Here is a 17,564-nt window from a genome sequence, read left to right as displayed (position 1 = left end):
AAGGAGTTCATTCATAATGCAAGTCTTACAAAAAACACAAAAAATAGTACGTTATCAAAATCAAGAAGGCAATATACATTACGGAATTGTTGAGGATGATTCAATATTACAATTGTCGAGCAGTTTCGCCGAACTAGTCAACAAGGAAATTAAGTATGACGGGGTTAAGGTGAAATATAGCGATGTTAAAATTCTGGAACCTGTAAAACCTTCCAAAGTGGTCAATTTCGGGTGGACATATGCAGGCCATGCAAAGGAAACAGGGGGAGAGGCAAACCTTGTTGAACCATTTCTATTCTTAAAGCCATTATCTTCACTTATAGCAGACAAGGAAACGATTGTGCTTCCTCCAGCCGAATTAACCAACCAAGTGGAACTTGAAGGCGAAGTGGCCTTGATCATTGGGAAGCGCGGAAAAAACATAAAAGAAGAAGATGCGCTTGATTATGTGTTTGGCTGCACGATTTTCAATGATGTCACAGCAAGAGACCTAACAAAAAAAGATCCACAGTTTACGCGGGGTAAAGGATTTGATACGTTCGGGCCTTTGGGGCCGTGCATCGTAACGGGTGTGGATCCGACCAACTTACGGATCGTGACCACTCTAAACGGCCGTGTTGTCCAAGACGGCAATACGAATGAAATGTCTCTGAGCATTCCGTATCTAATCAGCTGGCTTTCACAAGTAATGACACTGGAGCCAGGTGACATTTTGGCAACAGGCTCACCATCCGGCAGCTGCCCAGTCCAATCTGGGGATGAAATCGTTGTGGAAGTCGAGAATATCGGTCAATTGAGTAATAATGTTCAATAGGTGATACTAGCCTAGCATTCTTCCTTCTTCAATAGATGGGCCAATCTATATAAACAATATAGTGGGCATTGTCTTGATTTGCATGAAGATAGCTATTCCTATGTGTCGAAGTCAGAGCTGCCTTTAAGGCAGCTCTTTTTATGGGAAAAGAGGAAGGAACCGAGGGGGTGGGTGGCGGCATTAACGGGCCGAGCAGTTGAGAGAAAGTAGTTCTTTTGGTATAGTTAATGGATAATTTTACAATTTTCGAGGTGCGGAATGAAGAGCTCGAAAAAAAGGAAAAAAGATTCTGAAAAAATTTTGAAATACCTAAGGGTGCCGATAAATAAACATCTACCCGTAATTGTAGATGAAGCTGCAGTTTCTCTTAGAACGAAAGAAGAGATAATAAACCGAATCATTCCATTATCGATAGTTGCAGCGAAAGCTATGGAAGCTCCGCCAGAAAAAATTGAAGATTTCATTGAGAAGTATCATGCCAATGGGTTATTCACAAAAGAGGAGAAAAAGTTTTTATCAACAAACCCTATCATTGAGAATGAGCGGATTCAGTACTCTTGGAAACTCGAATGCATATGGCTTCTACTTTGGTCCGTAAATCTAATCTCCGATCTGGATGCACCAGCCGGTACGTGTGATGCTGACTTTGTTTTTGAAACCGTTCTACTTAGTACGAAACAAGAGCTGCTGGAAAAATCCGCTATAAAGCCCGTCGGTGAAATATTGGATATTCTTGATTTTACCTACAGGGCATATTGGGCTGTCAGAGAGGCACAATTAAATGATTTGGTAACCCCATCATCGCTAGAGGCAGGTGTAGTCTATGAAAGACATTACACTCTTAATTGGCTAGTGAATTATATGGAGGAAGAATGGGACGATGTAAGTACAAGTACATAAAATTATTCCTTCCGAGACTTCGTGATGTAAAGGTAATCCCTTACTTGAATATCTCGTCTATAGCAATTCTGTCGTAATCCAATAACCAATCGTTGTATTTTTGATAAACATCTCTTACAGTTTCGGGCGTGGTCGCCAATAAATCACAACCTCTGTCATCATATATGTAAAATATAGTTTTCCTGCTAATATTTATAAAATAGATTCTATTGAAAATACTGGGTTTTATACCCATATCCTGATTGCAGATTGCTTTTATCATCGAAATGTACCTGAAGTCAGACGTTTTACATTTTAAGGTGAATCGATATGTTTTATATATTTCTTCATCTTCATCTTCAGGAAAATGATATGGAATTGTTGTAAGGTTCAACCGATATAAGAACGATTTATCTTTCAGATAACGAGAAAAAACTCTTGTTCTATGTTTATAACCATCTGCAAAATCGTCTGCGTCAGCAACGATAAAAATATCATCGTCAATAGTGTGCAAAGACTTAAATAAAGTGATGGCCCTTTTATATACTCCTTGTATATAGGGGCTATTTTCATGAGCATCATCACTATCATAGTCCACACCCAATTCAAAACGGATACCGACTTTCCAATTATAAAACAAGGGGGGGCTCAATTCTAAGTTCGGGAAATTTTCCCTCATAAAGTCGTTTAATAACATGTTTACACCTCTTTATTTTTCTTTCTTGTTCCTATTCTGTATTATACTGTGTGAGTGTATTTCGTTCACCGTTTTTCTGAAATGTCCACATTAGGCAACCATGGTATGATTAGTCGGTTTATATAGGTGGGAACTTCCATGGAATTTTTATGATGGCAAGGCCATATATAAAGTGTTTTTCCTTGTATGCCTATTTGTACATGTCGAGCTAACGAATCATCTGCAACGATTACTCATGTAAGCATTTTTTATTAAAGTCTGCTATAAAGAATAACAATAAAGGTAGGGCAAGCTTGGACCTGGCACCATTCAAAAGAAATGGGCAGTGATGCTTTTATACCATTGAAAATCATAACAGCGATTAAAATGAAAAAAAAACTGGAGGAGAGTCTCCAGTTTTTTTTCGTTTAAAGATATGTCGTTGTCACAAGCCTAATGAAAAAAATAGGCAATAGTGTATAAGGCGTGTCTGCTATACCCATATTAAAATTATTGAATTAACCGTTCCCCTAATGTGGCAATAACAAAGAGAGGTTGAATTTCGAATGCTGAAAACTGATTCAGCTTTTCAAAAAAGCGAGCTTGCCAAGCTTTTACAAGCATGTGAAGAGTCGGCAGACTTTCTTACTTTTAGGCTTCATGACTCGCCCTTTTTCATTGCCTATTTTAAAACGTTGGTGAAACCTGAAATTATCCATCATGATGTCCTTGCTTGCTTTAAAGCAAAGAGTCCTTCTACTTTGGAGGAAATAAAAGCAATATTGCCAATCGAGGATGTTTCTATAACAGACAATATTACCGATATACAAAATAAATTAATGACCGGAAGTTTGATTTTTTACATAAAAGAAGGGAACCCGGACTGCCTAGTGGTTCCGGTGCCTTCCGTTGAAAAGCGGCAAGTAACAACCCCGGAAACGGAATATACGGTTGCCGGACCGAAGGAAGCTTTTGTGGAATCAATTGATACGAATTTAAATCTTGTTCGTAAACGCTTGCCTATTCCCGAACTGCAGGTAAAGGAACTGGTGGTCGGAAAGCTATCGAAAACCCGGGTCGCAGTCGTCTATGTGAAAGGTATCGCCGACCCGGAAAATGTGAAAACGATCATCCAGCGGATTAATGGAATCGAATATGATGAAATCGCCGATACTTCGTTTCTTAGCCAAATGATTGCTGATAATAAAAACTCGCCCTTCCCGCAGTTAATTGATACAGAGAGGCCAGATCGGCTTGCGGCCGTACTCGCAGAAGGGAAGGTTGGCATTTTTTCGGATGGGTCGCCCACTGCGATATCTGGTCCCGTTTCACTCATTACTTATTTCACGGCATTTGAGGATTACCTTTCCATTTGGAATGTCGCTTCCGCTTTCCGGCTGCTCAGGATTTTTGCGGTTCTGTTCTCCATTTTAGCCACATCATCTTATGTAGCCATATTAACTTATCATTATGAAATGATCCCCCGTGATGTACTGAGCTTGCTGATAACATCACGGGGAACCATTCCTTTTCCGCCTTTTTTGGAAGCGATCCTTCTTGAATTGGCGATTGAGCTTTTGCGGGAAGCTGGCGCGCGGCTGCCGACAAAGATTGGCCAAACAATCGGTATTGTCGGCGGTATAGTGCTCGGAACAGCGGCTGTCCAAGCAGGCTTGACGAGCAATGTACTGCTTATTGTCGTGGCTACGGGTGCGCTTGCTTCCTTCACTACACCTATCTACCAGGTCAGCAGCGTGATCCGCCTCATTCGCTTTCCATTTATCTTGTTTGCTCATCTGCTGGGCCTTGTCGGAGTCGCCGTCTGCTTTGCTTTGCTTATTTCTCATTTATTAAAGCTAACTTCTCTCGGCCGCCCATTCCTTGAGCCCATCTATCCATTACGCGTGGAGGACTTCAAGGACTCGATCATCCGGCTGCCATTCAGCAAGCAAGCACTCCGTCCTCTGCAAATAAGGGCGCAAGATCGTCAGAGATTTCAGCAGGAGGCTTCACAAAAAAAAGATTGGGATATTGACGACGACTAATTTACCTTTGGAGGTGCTGTATGCTGCCCTTACCGTCCGAGAACGGGAAAGTCTCTCCGTTTTTTGTTTTTTATCTTATCGTCGCTGCGCAATTTGGTCTGGGGGTTTTCAGTTTTCAACGGGAAATTGTTAAAGTTGTGGGAAATGATGCATGGATCGCTGTTTTTATCGCCGGTATCTCGATACACGTTGTCTTGTGGATGATATATCAAATCTTAAATAAAGGAACGAACGATATTACTGTCATCCACAAGGAATTGTTTGGAAAATGGCTTGGCGGGATGCTTAGTTTGGCTTTGATCGTTTATTTGCTGACTTTGGCCATCTCCGTCGTTCGCAGTTATACCGAATTGATTCAAGTTTGGATTTTCCCGCAATTGGAAACATGGTATATGGCCTTGATTCTCTCAATGCTCGTGTATGTCTATGTCATAGGGGGCTTTCGAATCATTGTTGGAATTTGTTTCCTTAGTTTCATATTTACTACGCCTATTTTTTTTATTATGTTAGGTTTCCCTTTACGGCATATGCAAATATCTCATCTTTTTCCTATTTTCGATCATTCCGCGGCAGAGTTGTTATCCGCCTCCAAAACGATGACCTATAGCTTGACCGGCTTTGAAACGATTTTTTTCTTTTATACTTTTATAAAAGATGCTCCACGATCGCAAAAATGGGGGCATTATGGAACGGCTTTTAGTACAATCAGCTATTTAGTCATAATGATTGTTTCCCTTATGTACTTTTCCAAGAATCAATTACTTGAGTCGATTTGGCCTACATTAACCATTTGGCAAATCGCTGATTTTCCTTTCCTTGAAAGGTTTGAGTTCCTAGGGCTTTCTTTCTGGCTGTTTAGCGTCGTGAATAGTGTTTGTTTGTATATTTGGGCAGGCACTAGAGGTTTGAAGCAGCTGTTTAGCTTGAAGCAAAAACATAGTCTTATCGCCATTCTCTTCATGACAGCTGTGGCGGCTACTTTTTTGAAAACCCGCGAGCAGATCGATCAGCTAAATTCTGTAATGGGGTTGGTGAGTCTTTACGTCATGTATGCGTATATTCCGTTTATCTTTTTTTATCAAGTGATTAAAGGCAAATCGAGGAGAACGTCATGAAAAAATACCTTTTTTGGTGCATTTTTACGCTCATCCTGCTGCTCTATAATTCAATTGAAACGAAGATACTTGAAGATATCCAGCATGTGTCTGCCATTGGTTATGACTATGTGGACGAGCACCGGATGAAGGGAACGGCCGCCGCTCCATTCTATCCTGCCGGCATAGATGTTCAGCCGCTCGATGCATTTTTTACGGCGGTAGGCCATACCTTTCTGGACATCTTGCAAAAGCAGCAGCTGGAGTCCCAACGAAAGCTCGTCACGGGGCGATTGCAAAATTTTTTAATTAGTAAAGAACTGGCAAAACACGGAGTAGCGGAGCTTACCGATCCGCTCGGGAGATCTACTGATATAGGCAGAGATGTGTACATGGCGGTAGTCGACGGGAGTGTAGAGGATCTGTTGACCTTTAAGTATCCTAATTCACCGACATCTGCAGAATATCTTTCCGATTTCATGGAGAGAAATTTGAAAGACATGATCCCGAAACCGACGGTTCATGTCTTCCTGGATCAGTATAACGGCTTTGTCCAAGATCCCTTTCTGCCCATTATTGAAAAAAAACATGACCATATTCGATTTAAAGGTCTAGCACTTTTTAAGAATGACCACTACGTTGGTGCGATGTCCGATAAAGAAAGTTATTTATTTAAACTTCTCTACGAAAAGACCAAAACAGGTACGGATCAATTCAGCCTGAAGAACAAAAAATACATAGCCATTCAAAATATCCGCTCGAAAGTGAAGTATAAAGTGTCCGGCAGTCAAGATGATCCCCGGGTCGACGTTCATGTCTCGTTTTTAGGAGAGGTTAAGGATGCGCCAAGCATATCGGTAGGGAAGGGCACATTGAAGGAAATGGAGCAGGCATGGAGTAAAGGAACGACGGTAAGAGCAGCCAAGATGATGAATAAATTTCAAGAGCTGGAGGTTGATCCGCTTGGTATCACAGAAAAGGCGCGGAGCCATTTTCGGAACTTCGATAAAAAATCCTGGGACGAACGATACCCGACGGTTCCGGTTAAATTTCATATGAAGATCCGTATAACAAACACCGGCATTTCGAATAAATAGTGAAGTCAAAAAGAAGATTCAATATCAAAGGTACAACCAAACTAAAACAAGCAAGCTATTTCCAACTTAATCGTTGATAGCGCTTGTTTTTTTATGTATGAGCCTTCACCAATCGTTAGAAGCTGTTCTTTTCTAGAAGCCATGACTTTGAGACATGCCATGTTCGTTGGCAACAATATTGAAGAAGCAGGTAAGTTGTATCACTGTACATCATGTGATCAAAAGAAAAAAGGTGTTAAACGCTTGTTCTTCCACAAGCGTCTAACACCTTGGCCTATATTCCTTTATTGTTTACCTCGCGCAGCGAGCTCCCGCTAAGGGATCGGTAGGGAAGGGGAGCGGCACACGATCGACATTCAATTTATAGTGCTTCACCATTACTTTCTATCGTTTTTTTATACCAGTAGAAAGAATCTTTACGGCTTCTTTCCAAACTTCCATTGCCTTCGTCATCTTTATCGACATAAATGAAGCCGTACCGTTTCGACATCTCACTTGTTGACATGGAAACTAAGTCGATAGGTCCCCAGGCCAGGTACCCCATCAATTCAACTCCATCACCGACAGCTTCTTTCATTTGCTCTATATGTTTCCTTAAGTAATCAATCCGATAGTGATCATGGATCGAACCGTCTTCTTCGACCTTATCATAGGCACCCAATCCATTTTCAACCATGAAGATAGGCACTTGATAGCGATCATACATCTCATTCAATACGACACGCAGCCCGATCGGATCAATTTGCCATCCCCATTCAGATGCTTCTAAATACGGGTTTTTTAATGAGTTCATTAAGTTTCCTTCTGTTCGCTCTCCTTCTGGGGAAGCGGAGGATAACATGGACATGTAATAACTAATGGTGATGTAATCCACTGGATGCTGCTTAAGGATCTCGTCATCCCCAGTTCCTTTGATGATCTCAATATTATTTTCAATGAAGAAACGATCCATATATTTAGGATACTCACCACGAACATGGACATCTGTAAAGAATAGATTTTCCTGATTATCCTTTTGCGCTTTTATGACATCTGCAGGATTGGGTGTGTTTGGATAATGGCTCATCCTTGCCAGCATGCACCCCATTTTTCCATCAGGGATGATTTCATGTAATTTTTTGGTGGCCAGTGCACTTGCGACAAATTGGTGATGCAAACCTTGATATCTTGCCTGCATGGAGTTTGCTTCCTTATCTGATATGACGCCTCCGCCGGTAAAAGGGCTGATGGTGATCATATTGATTTCGTTAAATGAAATCCAATATTTCACCATATCTTTATAACGTGTGAAAACCGTTTCTGCATAATGTACAAAATGATTGATTACCTCACGACCAACCCAGCCATTATATTTATCCGTCAAACCATAAGGTGTTTCATAATGTGATAATGTAACGATTGGCTCAATATTATATTTCTTTAATTCCGCAAATACGTTGTCATAAAATTGTAAGCCTGCTTCATTTGGCACTTCATCGTAGCCATTAGGGAAAATCCTTGCCCAATGAATGGAAAGCCGGAATGCCGTAAAGCCCATCTCAGCAAGTAAAGCGATATCTTCTTTATAGCGGTGATAGAAATCAATGCCCTCACGTTTTGGATAACGTGCCGTCGATTCACCACTTAGTGCTTTTCGAATTTGTTCAGAGGTGATTTCCATTGCATTATCCTTCGTTCTTTGATCTTTAGGAATATACTCAACAAAGTCGGCCGCGGATAATCCTTTACCACCTTCATCAAATCCGCCTTCAATTTGGTTGGCGGCAGTTGCGCCGCCCCAATAAAAGTTTTTTGGGAATTTTGCTTCGAATTGTGTCATAGTGAAATCTCCTTTTAGTTTGATTATTTTACAATAGTTAATATTGTATCTTCTAAAGTAACGGGTCCTGATTTTGTTGGTACAACATCTAAATACTCTGCCGTGTTAGTGATGATCACGGGTGTTGTAGCTTGATAGCCAGCCTCTTTAATACCTTTAATATCGAAGGTTACCAGTTTGTCTCCTTTATTAACGACTGAACCAGCTTCAACATGTGCGTCAAAGTGTTTGCCGCCCAATTGAACTGTATCAAGTCCGATATGGATCAATACTTCAACCCCATCATCACTGATTAAGCCAATTGCATGTTTTGTTGGGAATAGCGTCACTACCTTTCCATCGAATGGTGCTGAAACCATCCCCTCAGCTGGTTCTATTGCCACACCATTACCCATTGCCCCGCTTGAAAATACGGCATCATCCACGTTTTCCAAAGGTATCATCTCACCTTTTAATGGTGCAGATAATTCATAGGTTTTGTTCGAGCCAGCTTCTGATTGAGAGGCAGTGTCTTTTGGCGCTTTTCCAGCTTTAACGTCAGCATTCTTTTTCTTTCCTTCTGTACCAAAAAGGAACGCTAGAACGGCTGCAGATAGGAATGCGGCGCCGATTCCACTAATATAGCCGATTGTAGGTGAATAGGCCGGGATGGTCAGAAGACTATTGAAAGCAAATCCAAATAACCTTACATTGAATGTTGCGACGATGGCGCCGCCAATCGAACCGGCTATCAATAATAATGGTATTAACTTTTTATATCTTAATACTATCCCGTAAAGAATCGGTTCCGTTACCCCTGCGAACAATCCAGATAACGTACCCGCAATTGAAAGGGAACGTAATTCTTTATTTTTCCTAGCGCGTAAAAAGATACCAAAGGCGATCCCCATCTGCGCAAATGTAGAGGCAGCTGTAATGGGTCCAATTATATCTCCGCCACGTGAGAAATTATCGATCATGATCGGTACGACGCCCCAATGCACACCTAGGATGACCAGTATTGGCCAAATGCAGGCAATGATGATACCGGTCAAGATTGCTGATTTAGCTACCAAGTAAGTAACGGCAGCCCCGATCGCCAAGCTAATGTATTGTGCAAACGGTCCGAACACTAAGGCCGTTAATGGAACCATGACCAAAATACCCACCATTGGAACAAAGAACAATTGAATCGTATCCGGTGTGCGTTTTTTAACGAAGCGTTCTAAAGGAGCATAAACAGCCATCGCAATTAACAAAGGAAAAACGGTTGATGAATAATCCGTCACGATCAGCGGAATATTCATGAAACTTACTTGCCCGTCGGCTTTTAGCATGGCCGTGAAATTGGGATCGAGTAAGCCTGCCCCGATGGCGCCGCCAACGAACGGGTTTGCATTCAATTTCTTAGCGGCGGAAATGGCTACGAAGATTGGCAAGAAATAAAAGAGACCGCTTGATGCAGCATTCAATACGGAATAGGTTGTTCCATTTATATCAATTAGATTCAAAATATCCAGGATTGCAAGCAGCGCTTTGATCATGCCCGCTCCTACCAGTGCGGGCACCAATGGAGAAAATGTCCCGGAAATATATTCAAAGATTTTTGACATGATGCCCACTTTTTCATTGCTTTCATTTTCATTGGAAGAATCTTGATTATGAATAGGATGGTTATTCATGATCTCTGTATACACTTTCCCTACTTTATTGCCAATAACCACCTGAAATTGACCGCCTTTTTCGACTACGGTTAGAACATCAGGGATTGTGCTCAATGCTTCTTTGTCAGCTTTTTTGCGATCATTCAGCTTGAACCTTAATCGTGTGGCACAATGTACGAGGGAATTGATATTTTCTTCGCCGCCCACCAACTGGACGATTCGATTGCCTAACTGTTTATTATCCATTGTTTCCTCTCCTTTGATAAAATAAAAAACCTGAAAAGAATACAAATAGATTGAAATCTACTTCGTATTCTTCCCAGGTTTTGCCTGCCGAACAGTAACAATCCTATAGGAATTCATTATTTTTTTTCCCGATTTGAAACCCGCTGGATATGAATGATAAAATAGGCTAACTCATCGGTGGTCATTTCCATTTCATATTGCTTTTTCAAATAAGCCTGCACTTTCTTCGTACATTGGTCGGCTTGAGGGTATTGCAGCTTCACTTGCTGATATAAACCATCATTATTGTCGTCATTTAACTCACCGCGCAGAATCCTATATGCGAAATAACGGAGATGGGTGATGAACCGGCTGTAATTCATCGATTCTTCATTAAAATTAAAACCATAATGATATTTAACGATATTGGTCACATCATTGACGATATTCGTCATCGCCATTGTCTCTTCCATACCAGAGCCATCTTGCCGTGCATTGAAAAGATGCAAGGCAATGGATGCTGCTTCATCCTCAGGCATGCTTACTCCTGTTTCCGCTTTTATCATATTCAATGCTTTAAGGGCAGCACGGTACTCGGCTTTATAGAACTTTTGCACTTCCCACATAATCGCATTCTTTATAGGAAACCCGTTCTTTGTTCTTGTGACAGCAAAGTGAATATGATCGGATAAGGTTAAATAAAGTGAGTCATTCAACTCTGTCTGCAGGTCCCCATTTGCCATCTCGATAATATCTTTTGAGAGCTCCATCATTTCATATGGAATTTCATCGAGCAAATCAGATAATTTGTCAGCGAAGGCTTTAGAAGGGGTAATAAAGGTTTTCTCGATATTTACTGGATCGATTTCGTCGCCATTTTTTTTCTGGAAGGCGAGACCTCTCCCCATGACAACCATCTCAGTTTGATTTGAATCTTCTGTTAAAGCGACATTATTATTAAATATTTTTTTAATTTTCATAAATTATCACATTTCCTTCAATAATTTTGAAATGAAAAAACCTGGATCAATACAAATTACAGACAGCTTTCCCTGCCATAACTTGAATTGATCCAGGTTTTGCCTGCCGAACAGTAACAATCCTCTGAGAATATTATAATTTTATTATATATGATAGCGGTTACTTTTGCAATAGAATGTTGCTAAATTGCCAATCCAGATATATGGAATGTTACTGATCAAGGTGAGGTATAAATATGAAAATTAATAAGAATGTAGTGATCGTTGCTTTCGGTATAATATGCATGGCTATCTTAATAAATCTATTAAAGAAGGATAAATGGGAAGTAAACGAAAAGTTGCTAAGAGAAGAAGTGTTAGCAATTGGACATGCCGTTGAAACAATACATTTGCCGGATGTTACACCATTCGAATGGGATGCCGTATATGACTTCACTCCATATACCCGGAAAACAGAGATATATGAAACGGTCGGTTATAAATGGGAGAACATCAGCGAAACTGTAAATGAAGGCATGAATCAAATTGTATTTCTGAAAGATGGAAAAGTAGTCTGCTATTTATACGGCTATTCTGAAAATAATGGATATGGGATATCTTTTGAGACTAAGAATATGCTTGATATTAAGGATGATTTGAATTTCCTAGTGGAAAGAAGTGACAGTGTCATCTATTTAAAAAACTAGGCTGTGTTATGAATACTACAACACAAAAAGGTGCATGACTACGTGATTTTCGTGCTTATACTCGTGAAATTCGCGTTTTATTTACTAGAGATTGGTGCTTTGCTCATGGAATTTAGATAACGAATGTATATCGCCATATGGTTTTTTCTTTCTTTATTGTAGGCATAACGTATATGTGCGATTAATACAAAAGCTAATTACAAAAGCTTATTCTTAAGGCGCTCCTGTAATAGCTTTTTTCATTTAATCAGATAGCATCCAGCCAGTTTGAACAATCCCGGTCAGTTCCTGCAATGTAAACTTAAATTAGGATTTTGAGTTGCTTACTGAGACGTTGCATTTCCGAATTAATATAAGATTTGCTATAATCACATCCGACAATGGCAACGATATTGCCGTCATCATCAATAATGGGTGCTAGGCTTGTTTTCCACTCACCGTACATGTCTTCGTATATGGGGGTAACACCTGCTTTACCATTAAACGCCTGGTAAGCAATGTTCATCATTTCTGGCGGACCGATATATTCTTCCATCGGCTCAATTACAAAGCCTTTGTCTGCAACGAGGTGAATCAGACGTCCATCATCCGTCATGCTAAATATAAAAACCCATTCAATTACGCCTTCTTTTTCTTGGATCAAGGTAAGCTTTTGTTTCAATTTTTGAGAGTAGGAATTTGAGAGGTTGTTGTTTTGTTGTAGGCGAATAACCTCCTCAGCGGGAATGATTGCTGCAGTCACAACGGCAATGGAGCGGAGCCGTTTATTTATTTGCTCTTCTAAGATGGTCCGTTTATTTACTGGTGATAGTCGTGCCTCTTCGATTTTATCACGGATTTTTTTATATTTTCTACTCATAGTGGGCTGGCTAACTTCCAATACCTTCGCTGCTAATTTCAATGATTTGTATTGTTCCATTGCCATGTTAATCAGTTGTTCCTCCACAAGGTCTACTGCTTCTTGCAATGGCATTAGAAAATCGATAACAGGTGTTGAAGTCCGTTTGGGCTCTTTAATAGGAAGGACCTCTTTAATCATCGCAACATCCACTTCAGGAGTTCTGCTCGTAATTGTAAGCCTTTCTACGATATTTTCAAGTTCACGTACGTTACCTGGCCATTGATGGATACATAGCATGTCGATTGCATCCGGGGTGAAAGCTATCATTCGATTGTACAGTGTATTGTACTTTTGTAAGAAAAATTGAACCAGATAGGGGATCTCATCTACACGATCTCTAAGCGGCGGAAGGTGGATCGGCACGACATGAAGGCGATAATATAAGTCTTCTCTGAATTCCCCTTTCTTCACCATTTTTTCAAGTGATTTATTGGTCGCTGCAATCACTTGAATGTCAACAGGGTGGGAGGTGGAACTGCCAATTGGTGTGACAATGCGTTCTTGAAGAACCCGAAGCAGTTTGACCTGTACGTTAAGCGGTAATTCTCCCACTTCATCCAAGAATAAGATCCCCTTATGAGCAAGTGTAAATTTCCCCATGGCTCCGCCTTTTCTTGCACTGGTAAAAGCCCCTTCTACGTAGCCAAACAGTTCGCTTTCAATCAAGTTTTCCGGGATAGCGCCGCAATTGACTGGTATGAACTGTCCTTCGCTTCTTTTACCCATGTTATGTATGGCCCTGGCAGCCATTTCCTTTCCTACACCGGATTCGCCTAATAAAAGGACTGTTGCGCTAACATCACAAACCATTTGCATTTTATGAAGAACATCAAGCATGGAATTACTTCGGATCACAAATGGAAAAGATGGTTTTTTCGATTCTGCGAATGGCCCGGATTGATTTCCTGAATTATCTGGATAAGAGTCGTTAATTTCTTTGTAGGCCCAAACCCATTCTCCTGATTCAATCGGGTATGCCGTCACCAGCATCTCAAGCCCTTGCCATGAGGATTGCATGAACGTTTTTTTTTCATGTTTGGCCATAACCTCTTCTGCCAAGCTCGTAGAAAATAGATCTTGTTCGACATCCTTGATAGAACCGCCTGCACTAGCAGATTTAATTGTATGGAATAAGGAATTTCTCGTTCCGTTCGATTTCAGTATGATGCCTTTTTTATCTGTCACGATAAGCTGATCATAAATAGACAAGAGTGCAGAGGTGAAGTAATCCATTAATGTCTACCTGCCTTTCATTAAACTCCTAGATTCAATATGACAGAAATTTCACAACTGTTCAATAGTTTCAAAAATGAATATTATTCCTATTGAAAACGCTTTAATAATGGCACTTTCTAGTTGGCATGGTTATTGCATTTAAGAAAAGTGAGGGAATAAACAAGAGAAGGCAAAGGGGGGAGAAGCAATTTTGAATAAAGTGAATCAGTTTCAACAGAATATCCAGTCAGAAGATCCCTTCATCAAAAGTCTATATTCAGATTTGAATGAACGGATCGATGCGTATGAGCAGGAAGATGCTGTGAAAGTCGACAAAATGAAATGGAGGGATGCGACCGGTTCTATTTTTTTCATGCTATTAATCATTGTCTATTTAGTCTATGTACTTGTTTAAGGTAGTGTACTTTTACATTGTCTATTACATTAACAGCCGTAATTCCATTCCATTCAATCAATATATCTATAGTTGGGAGAGAAGCGTGTGAGTAAAGAGAATTCCTCCATTTCGAAGGATGTGGCCTTTGGCTTTTTACCGGCAAGTAAAAGTGACCGGATTTTTAACCTTAGGGATTTAATTTTAGTTCAGGTTGTTATTGGTCTCTCATCTTTTGGGCTGTTAACTGGGGGATATACAGGTACAATGCTTGATTTAAAGCACTCACTGGCAGCGATTTTATTCGGTAATGCCTTCCCAATGTTGTTGATCGTTCCCATTACCTTGTATTTTGCGCGTTACGGCATAGACACCTTTGTCGGGTTTCGAAGTTCACTAGGCTATCTAGGATCCAATATTTTTTTCTTTGTTTTTCTTATTTTAACTCTCGGCTATATTTCGATTGCGCTTTTTATGTCTGGCCAGGCTTTGGCAGAGGCTGCTAATTGGATAAGGATGCCTGGCTTTTTCTCAAGCCAAACAACGGGAGCGCCGTTTTTCGCGATAGTACTCTTTATCTGTGCATTTCTGGTAACAGTGAGGGGACCGATAGCTATTCAGAAATATACGACAGTAGCCGTTCCTGCTTTTTTGGTTCTCATGTTTGGCCTTCTCGCAATAGTCTTGTTCGGACAGGGATTCACGAATGTTGCTACTATACTTCCTTCCGAACCGTTTGAAACGACTTCACGTTCGTTCGCGACCGCCCTGGAATTAAACATCGGACTCGGCTTCTCATGGCTTCCATACCTTGGCCAATACAGCCGTTTATCCAAAACGGAAGGGGGGGCATTCAAAGCGGGCTTCTATAGCTATGGAATTATCGTCTGTATCGCTGCTTTAGTTGGGGCACTTGCTGCATTAGTTGCCGGGTCGCTTAATTCTTCCGACTGGATGTTTTCAATTGCAGGTAGCTGGGGAGGTTTCGTTGGCTTGATTCTGCTTTCGGTAGGGAATGTTGGTGCAGCCATTTTCCTTATGTACTCACAAGCTGTCAGCTTTAAAACGGTATTCCCAAAAAAGTCATGGATGATTGCAATGGGAACAACGGTACCAGCTATTTTCTTGCTTTTAAGCTCTACGTTTTACGATGCATTTGGTTCATTCATTGCTGTCATTTCCTTTATTATGGCTGTTCTTGGCGGCATTGTCGTTTCAGATTACTTCTTCGTTAAGCGCCAACGCATTTCTTTAAGAGATCTGTATGACACACAAGGCTGTTACACCTATTGGAAAGGAGTTAACCCCTCTTCCGTTTTTACGGTGGTTATTGGGACGATTGTTTACTGGGCACTTTATAATCCATTGACTTTTGAATCAAGTAACTTTTTCCTTTATACAGCAGCCGGCATTCCAACATACTTTGTCGCGTTAGGCACTTACTATGTTTCAGCTAAATACATTTTCCGTTATGAAGTTGATAGAGGTCGCTCATCTGTTGAATTAAAAGGAAACCAAATAGAAAAAAACGTACTATAAAGAATTTTGATAACGAGAGGAGATTGTTCAATGTTCACACAAAGATTGGATTTCAAAACCACTGATTTAGATACATTTCCGTTTCCATTCACTTCTGGTAACTATCGCTATTCAAACGATTTGAAAACACTCTCAAACATTAACTGTATTGAAGTTACACCAGAATACAGACTCCAAGTGGAAGCGAAGCGGCGTCTTCTTCAAGAGCAGCCGCATATAAGGTTTCAATCGTTTCCCCACACATTAGAGATGCAATGGGAAGTACTTGAAATGCTTATCGACATGGCAACTGATCGCTACCCGGAGCATTTCGAGGTCATTAAAGATGAAGGCAGCTGGACGTTCAAGAACCACATCTTAGGAGAGTCAGAATCATTCGTGTTTGGTGATGCCAGTACGCTTCCAAATGAGCCGCTTGATTATATTGGCCGTCATTTCCACAATGATTTTGTCTTAATGGTTCATCGCGATAGTAACTTCTATTTGGAAGTGGGGCAGGTCTCTTATGCAGCCCTTTTTTCAGCCAACTGGAATAAAGGGATGTCTTTCGATGAGATTCATGCACCTGTCCCATTTGTATCGCGAAAGGGCGATGAGCTAGCAGAGCGCGTTCGTAAGTTTTTATTATCCATTGAGCCAGGAAAGCCATGGACTCGGATTAACTGGAACCTGATGGCGGACCGTTGGGATGTCAATTATGAAACGATGGATGTGTGGGAACCGCAGCGTTCTGAGATAACGCCCGAAAGTGCAGGAAAGCTGGTTCGTTTACGAGTTGAAGAACAAAAATTTTATCGCATGCCACGAAGCAACGCGATTCTATTCGTATTGAACACCCAGTTCCTGCCACTTGAAGATTTAACATTGCGCCAGGAGTGGTTTGATCTGACATATAGCGTGCTCCAGGATATTCCGGAACCTATGGCTGAATACAAAGGGATAGCTCCATTTCTTCCACAATCGGTCGAATATTTGAGACGCATTGATGAAAAACGGTAAAGCGAACAAAGAAAATAAGGAGGATAGTGCCTTGTACAATAATCCAGTATTATTTGATAAATCTGTTACGATCGTAAATCAATTCACTCCTCGGAAAGAACGAAGAAAATTTGTCGTCATAACGGATCAAGCCGGATACGAAAAGGCGAAGAATTTCACTTCTGAAATATTAGGTACAGTGCCTTTCGAGTACCTTACTATTAATAGTGTGGAAGATAAAGAGGAGGTTAAGAGATTCTTCTTGTCACAGAAGATGGGGACGCAATGTTATATTGCGGCTGAGTGGAACAATGCTGTTATGGTCTTCTCGCTTGGGGTAGAAGCGGGTCTATCTGAAGATGAGATCCAGACAATGATTATCGGGCCCAAACGCCGCTACGTATATTGCATGAAATGCTTCGAAGTGTCGGAAGTCTCAGAAGAAGCAGCGATTGCAGAATGTAACCATTGTAAAGCCAGTCTTGAAATCGGTCCTTTTTATTCAATCGTACGGGAAGGTTATATTGGTTACCCATTCATCCCAGTCGAAAAAGAAAAAGTAGCAGGGAGTTGATCATC

Annotated in this window: 15 protein-coding genes; 10 read left to right on the top strand and 5 right to left on the bottom strand. The window is 40.8% G+C overall.

Annotation, left to right across the window (positions count from 1 at the left end; translation table 11 throughout):
* The first annotated feature begins 16 nt into the window (after positions 1-16).
* On the top strand, positions 17-814 hold the full coding sequence (locus CVN76_RS19380; RefSeq protein ID WP_061142530.1) for a fumarylacetoacetate hydrolase family protein: 798 nt from the start codon (positions 17-19) through the stop codon (positions 812-814).
* 258 nt (positions 815-1,072) lie between these two features.
* Positions 1,073-1,714 (top strand): DUF4272 domain-containing protein, encoded by a 642-nt coding sequence (locus tag CVN76_RS19375; protein WP_100532667.1) that lies wholly within the window; start codon positions 1,073-1,075, stop codon positions 1,712-1,714.
* Between the two features lie 40 nt (positions 1,715-1,754).
* Here the strand turns inward: CVN76_RS19375 and CVN76_RS19370 are convergent, their stop codons facing one another.
* Entirely contained in the window at positions 1,755-2,390 is a 636-nt protein-coding gene (locus CVN76_RS19370) for a DUF3885 domain-containing protein (RefSeq protein ID WP_232732354.1), read from the bottom strand.
* A gap of 545 nt (positions 2,391-2,935) precedes the next feature.
* Between CVN76_RS19370 and CVN76_RS19365 the strand changes: the two genes are divergently transcribed.
* The 3 genes from CVN76_RS19365 to CVN76_RS19355 are packed head-to-tail and all read left to right on the top strand — an operon-like array spanning position 2,936 to position 6,605.
* Positions 2,936-4,414 (top strand): spore germination protein, encoded by a 1,479-nt coding sequence (locus CVN76_RS19365; protein ID WP_100532666.1) that lies wholly within the window; start codon positions 2,936-2,938, stop codon positions 4,412-4,414.
* 20 nt (positions 4,415-4,434) lie between these two features.
* Complete coding sequence (locus CVN76_RS19360; RefSeq protein ID WP_100532665.1) at positions 4,435-5,529, top strand: GerAB/ArcD/ProY family transporter; 1,095 nt, start codon at positions 4,435-4,437, stop codon at positions 5,527-5,529.
* A complete protein-coding gene (locus CVN76_RS19355; RefSeq protein WP_100532664.1) occupies positions 5,526-6,605 on the top strand; it encodes a Ger(x)C family spore germination protein in 1,080 nt (359 codons plus the stop codon). The genes CVN76_RS19360 and CVN76_RS19355 overlap by 4 nt, the downstream gene beginning before the upstream one ends.
* Positions 6,606-6,966: 361 nt before the next feature.
* Here the strand turns inward: CVN76_RS19355 and CVN76_RS19350 are convergent, their stop codons facing one another.
* From CVN76_RS19350 to licT, 3 genes are all read right to left on the bottom strand, one after another.
* Entirely contained in the window at positions 6,967-8,424 is a 1,458-nt protein-coding gene (locus tag CVN76_RS19350; RefSeq protein WP_100532663.1) for a glycoside hydrolase family 1 protein, read from the bottom strand.
* A gap of 23 nt (positions 8,425-8,447) precedes the next feature.
* Positions 8,448-10,313 carry a beta-glucoside-specific PTS transporter subunit IIABC gene (locus tag CVN76_RS19345; RefSeq protein ID WP_100532662.1) on the bottom strand — a complete coding sequence of 622 codons (1,866 nt, stop codon included), beginning with the start codon at positions 10,311-10,313 and terminating at the stop codon, positions 8,448-8,450.
* A 116-nt stretch (positions 10,314-10,429) separates the two neighbouring features.
* Positions 10,430-11,272 carry a BglG family transcription antiterminator LicT gene (gene licT, locus CVN76_RS19340; RefSeq protein ID WP_100532661.1) on the bottom strand — a complete coding sequence of 281 codons (843 nt, stop codon included), beginning with the start codon at positions 11,270-11,272 and terminating at the stop codon, positions 10,430-10,432.
* Between the two features lie 236 nt (positions 11,273-11,508).
* Here licT and CVN76_RS19335 point away from each other — a divergent pair, with 236 nt between their 5' ends.
* Positions 11,509-11,958 (top strand): hypothetical protein, encoded by a 450-nt coding sequence (locus CVN76_RS19335; RefSeq protein WP_100532660.1) that lies wholly within the window; start codon positions 11,509-11,511, stop codon positions 11,956-11,958.
* A 301-nt stretch (positions 11,959-12,259) separates the two neighbouring features.
* On the opposite strand, the gene CVN76_RS19330 is transcribed toward CVN76_RS19335, so the two are convergent.
* Positions 12,260-14,092 carry a sigma 54-interacting transcriptional regulator gene (locus CVN76_RS19330; RefSeq protein ID WP_100532659.1) on the bottom strand — a complete coding sequence of 611 codons (1,833 nt, stop codon included), beginning with the start codon at positions 14,090-14,092 and terminating at the stop codon, positions 12,260-12,262.
* 193 nt (positions 14,093-14,285) lie between these two features.
* On the opposite strand from CVN76_RS19330, the gene CVN76_RS19325 reads away from it, so the two are divergent.
* From CVN76_RS19325 to CVN76_RS19310, 4 genes are all read left to right on the top strand, one after another.
* Positions 14,286-14,489, top strand: coding sequence for a hypothetical protein (locus tag CVN76_RS19325; protein WP_100530075.1), 204 nt, complete (start codon positions 14,286-14,288; stop codon positions 14,487-14,489).
* An 87-nt stretch (positions 14,490-14,576) separates the two neighbouring features.
* On the top strand, positions 14,577-16,007 hold the full coding sequence (locus tag CVN76_RS19320; protein ID WP_100532658.1) for a purine-cytosine permease family protein: 1,431 nt from the start codon (positions 14,577-14,579) through the stop codon (positions 16,005-16,007).
* A gap of 30 nt (positions 16,008-16,037) precedes the next feature.
* Positions 16,038-17,006: a heme-dependent oxidative N-demethylase family protein gene (locus CVN76_RS19315; RefSeq protein ID WP_061144516.1), complete on the top strand. Its 969-nt coding sequence runs from the start codon at positions 16,038-16,040 to the stop codon at positions 17,004-17,006.
* Between the two features lie 31 nt (positions 17,007-17,037).
* Positions 17,038-17,559: a hypothetical protein gene (locus CVN76_RS19310; protein ID WP_157805716.1), complete on the top strand. Its 522-nt coding sequence runs from the start codon at positions 17,038-17,040 to the stop codon at positions 17,557-17,559.
* The last annotated feature ends 5 nt before the right edge of the window (positions 17,560-17,564 follow it).

The organism is Bacillus sp. mrc49 (assembly GCF_002803435.1).
The sequence above is the reverse complement of the archived record's forward strand: the minus strand, read 5'-3'. Positions and strand labels throughout refer to the sequence as shown.

Coding starts and splice junctions, on each gene's coding strand:
- CVN76_RS19345 (WP_100532662.1), bottom strand. CDS start 10,313: ATGGATAATAAACAGTTAGGCAATCGAATCGTCCAGTTGGTGGGCGGC.
- CVN76_RS19350 (WP_100532663.1), bottom strand. CDS start 8,424: ATGACACAATTCGAAGCAAAATTCCCAAAAAACTTTTATTGGGGCGGC.
- CVN76_RS19375 (WP_100532667.1), top strand. CDS start 1,073: ATGAAGAGCTCGAAAAAAAGGAAAAAAGATTCTGAAAAAATTTTGAAA.
- CVN76_RS19355 (WP_100532664.1), top strand. CDS start 5,526: ATGAAAAAATACCTTTTTTGGTGCATTTTTACGCTCATCCTGCTGCTC.
- licT (WP_100532661.1), bottom strand. CDS start 11,272: ATGAAAATTAAAAAAATATTTAATAATAATGTCGCTTTAACAGAAGAT.
- CVN76_RS19315 (WP_061144516.1), top strand. CDS start 16,038: ATGTTCACACAAAGATTGGATTTCAAAACCACTGATTTAGATACATTT.
- CVN76_RS19330 (WP_100532659.1), bottom strand. CDS start 14,092: ATGGATTACTTCACCTCTGCACTCTTGTCTATTTATGATCAGCTTATC.
- CVN76_RS19370 (WP_232732354.1), bottom strand. CDS start 2,390: ATGTTATTAAACGACTTTATGAGGGAAAATTTCCCGAACTTAGAATTG.
- CVN76_RS19365 (WP_100532666.1), top strand. CDS start 2,936: ATGCTGAAAACTGATTCAGCTTTTCAAAAAAGCGAGCTTGCCAAGCTT.
- CVN76_RS19360 (WP_100532665.1), top strand. CDS start 4,435: ATGCTGCCCTTACCGTCCGAGAACGGGAAAGTCTCTCCGTTTTTTGTT.
- CVN76_RS19380 (WP_061142530.1), top strand. CDS start 17: ATGCAAGTCTTACAAAAAACACAAAAAATAGTACGTTATCAAAATCAA.
- CVN76_RS19335 (WP_100532660.1), top strand. CDS start 11,509: ATGAAAATTAATAAGAATGTAGTGATCGTTGCTTTCGGTATAATATGC.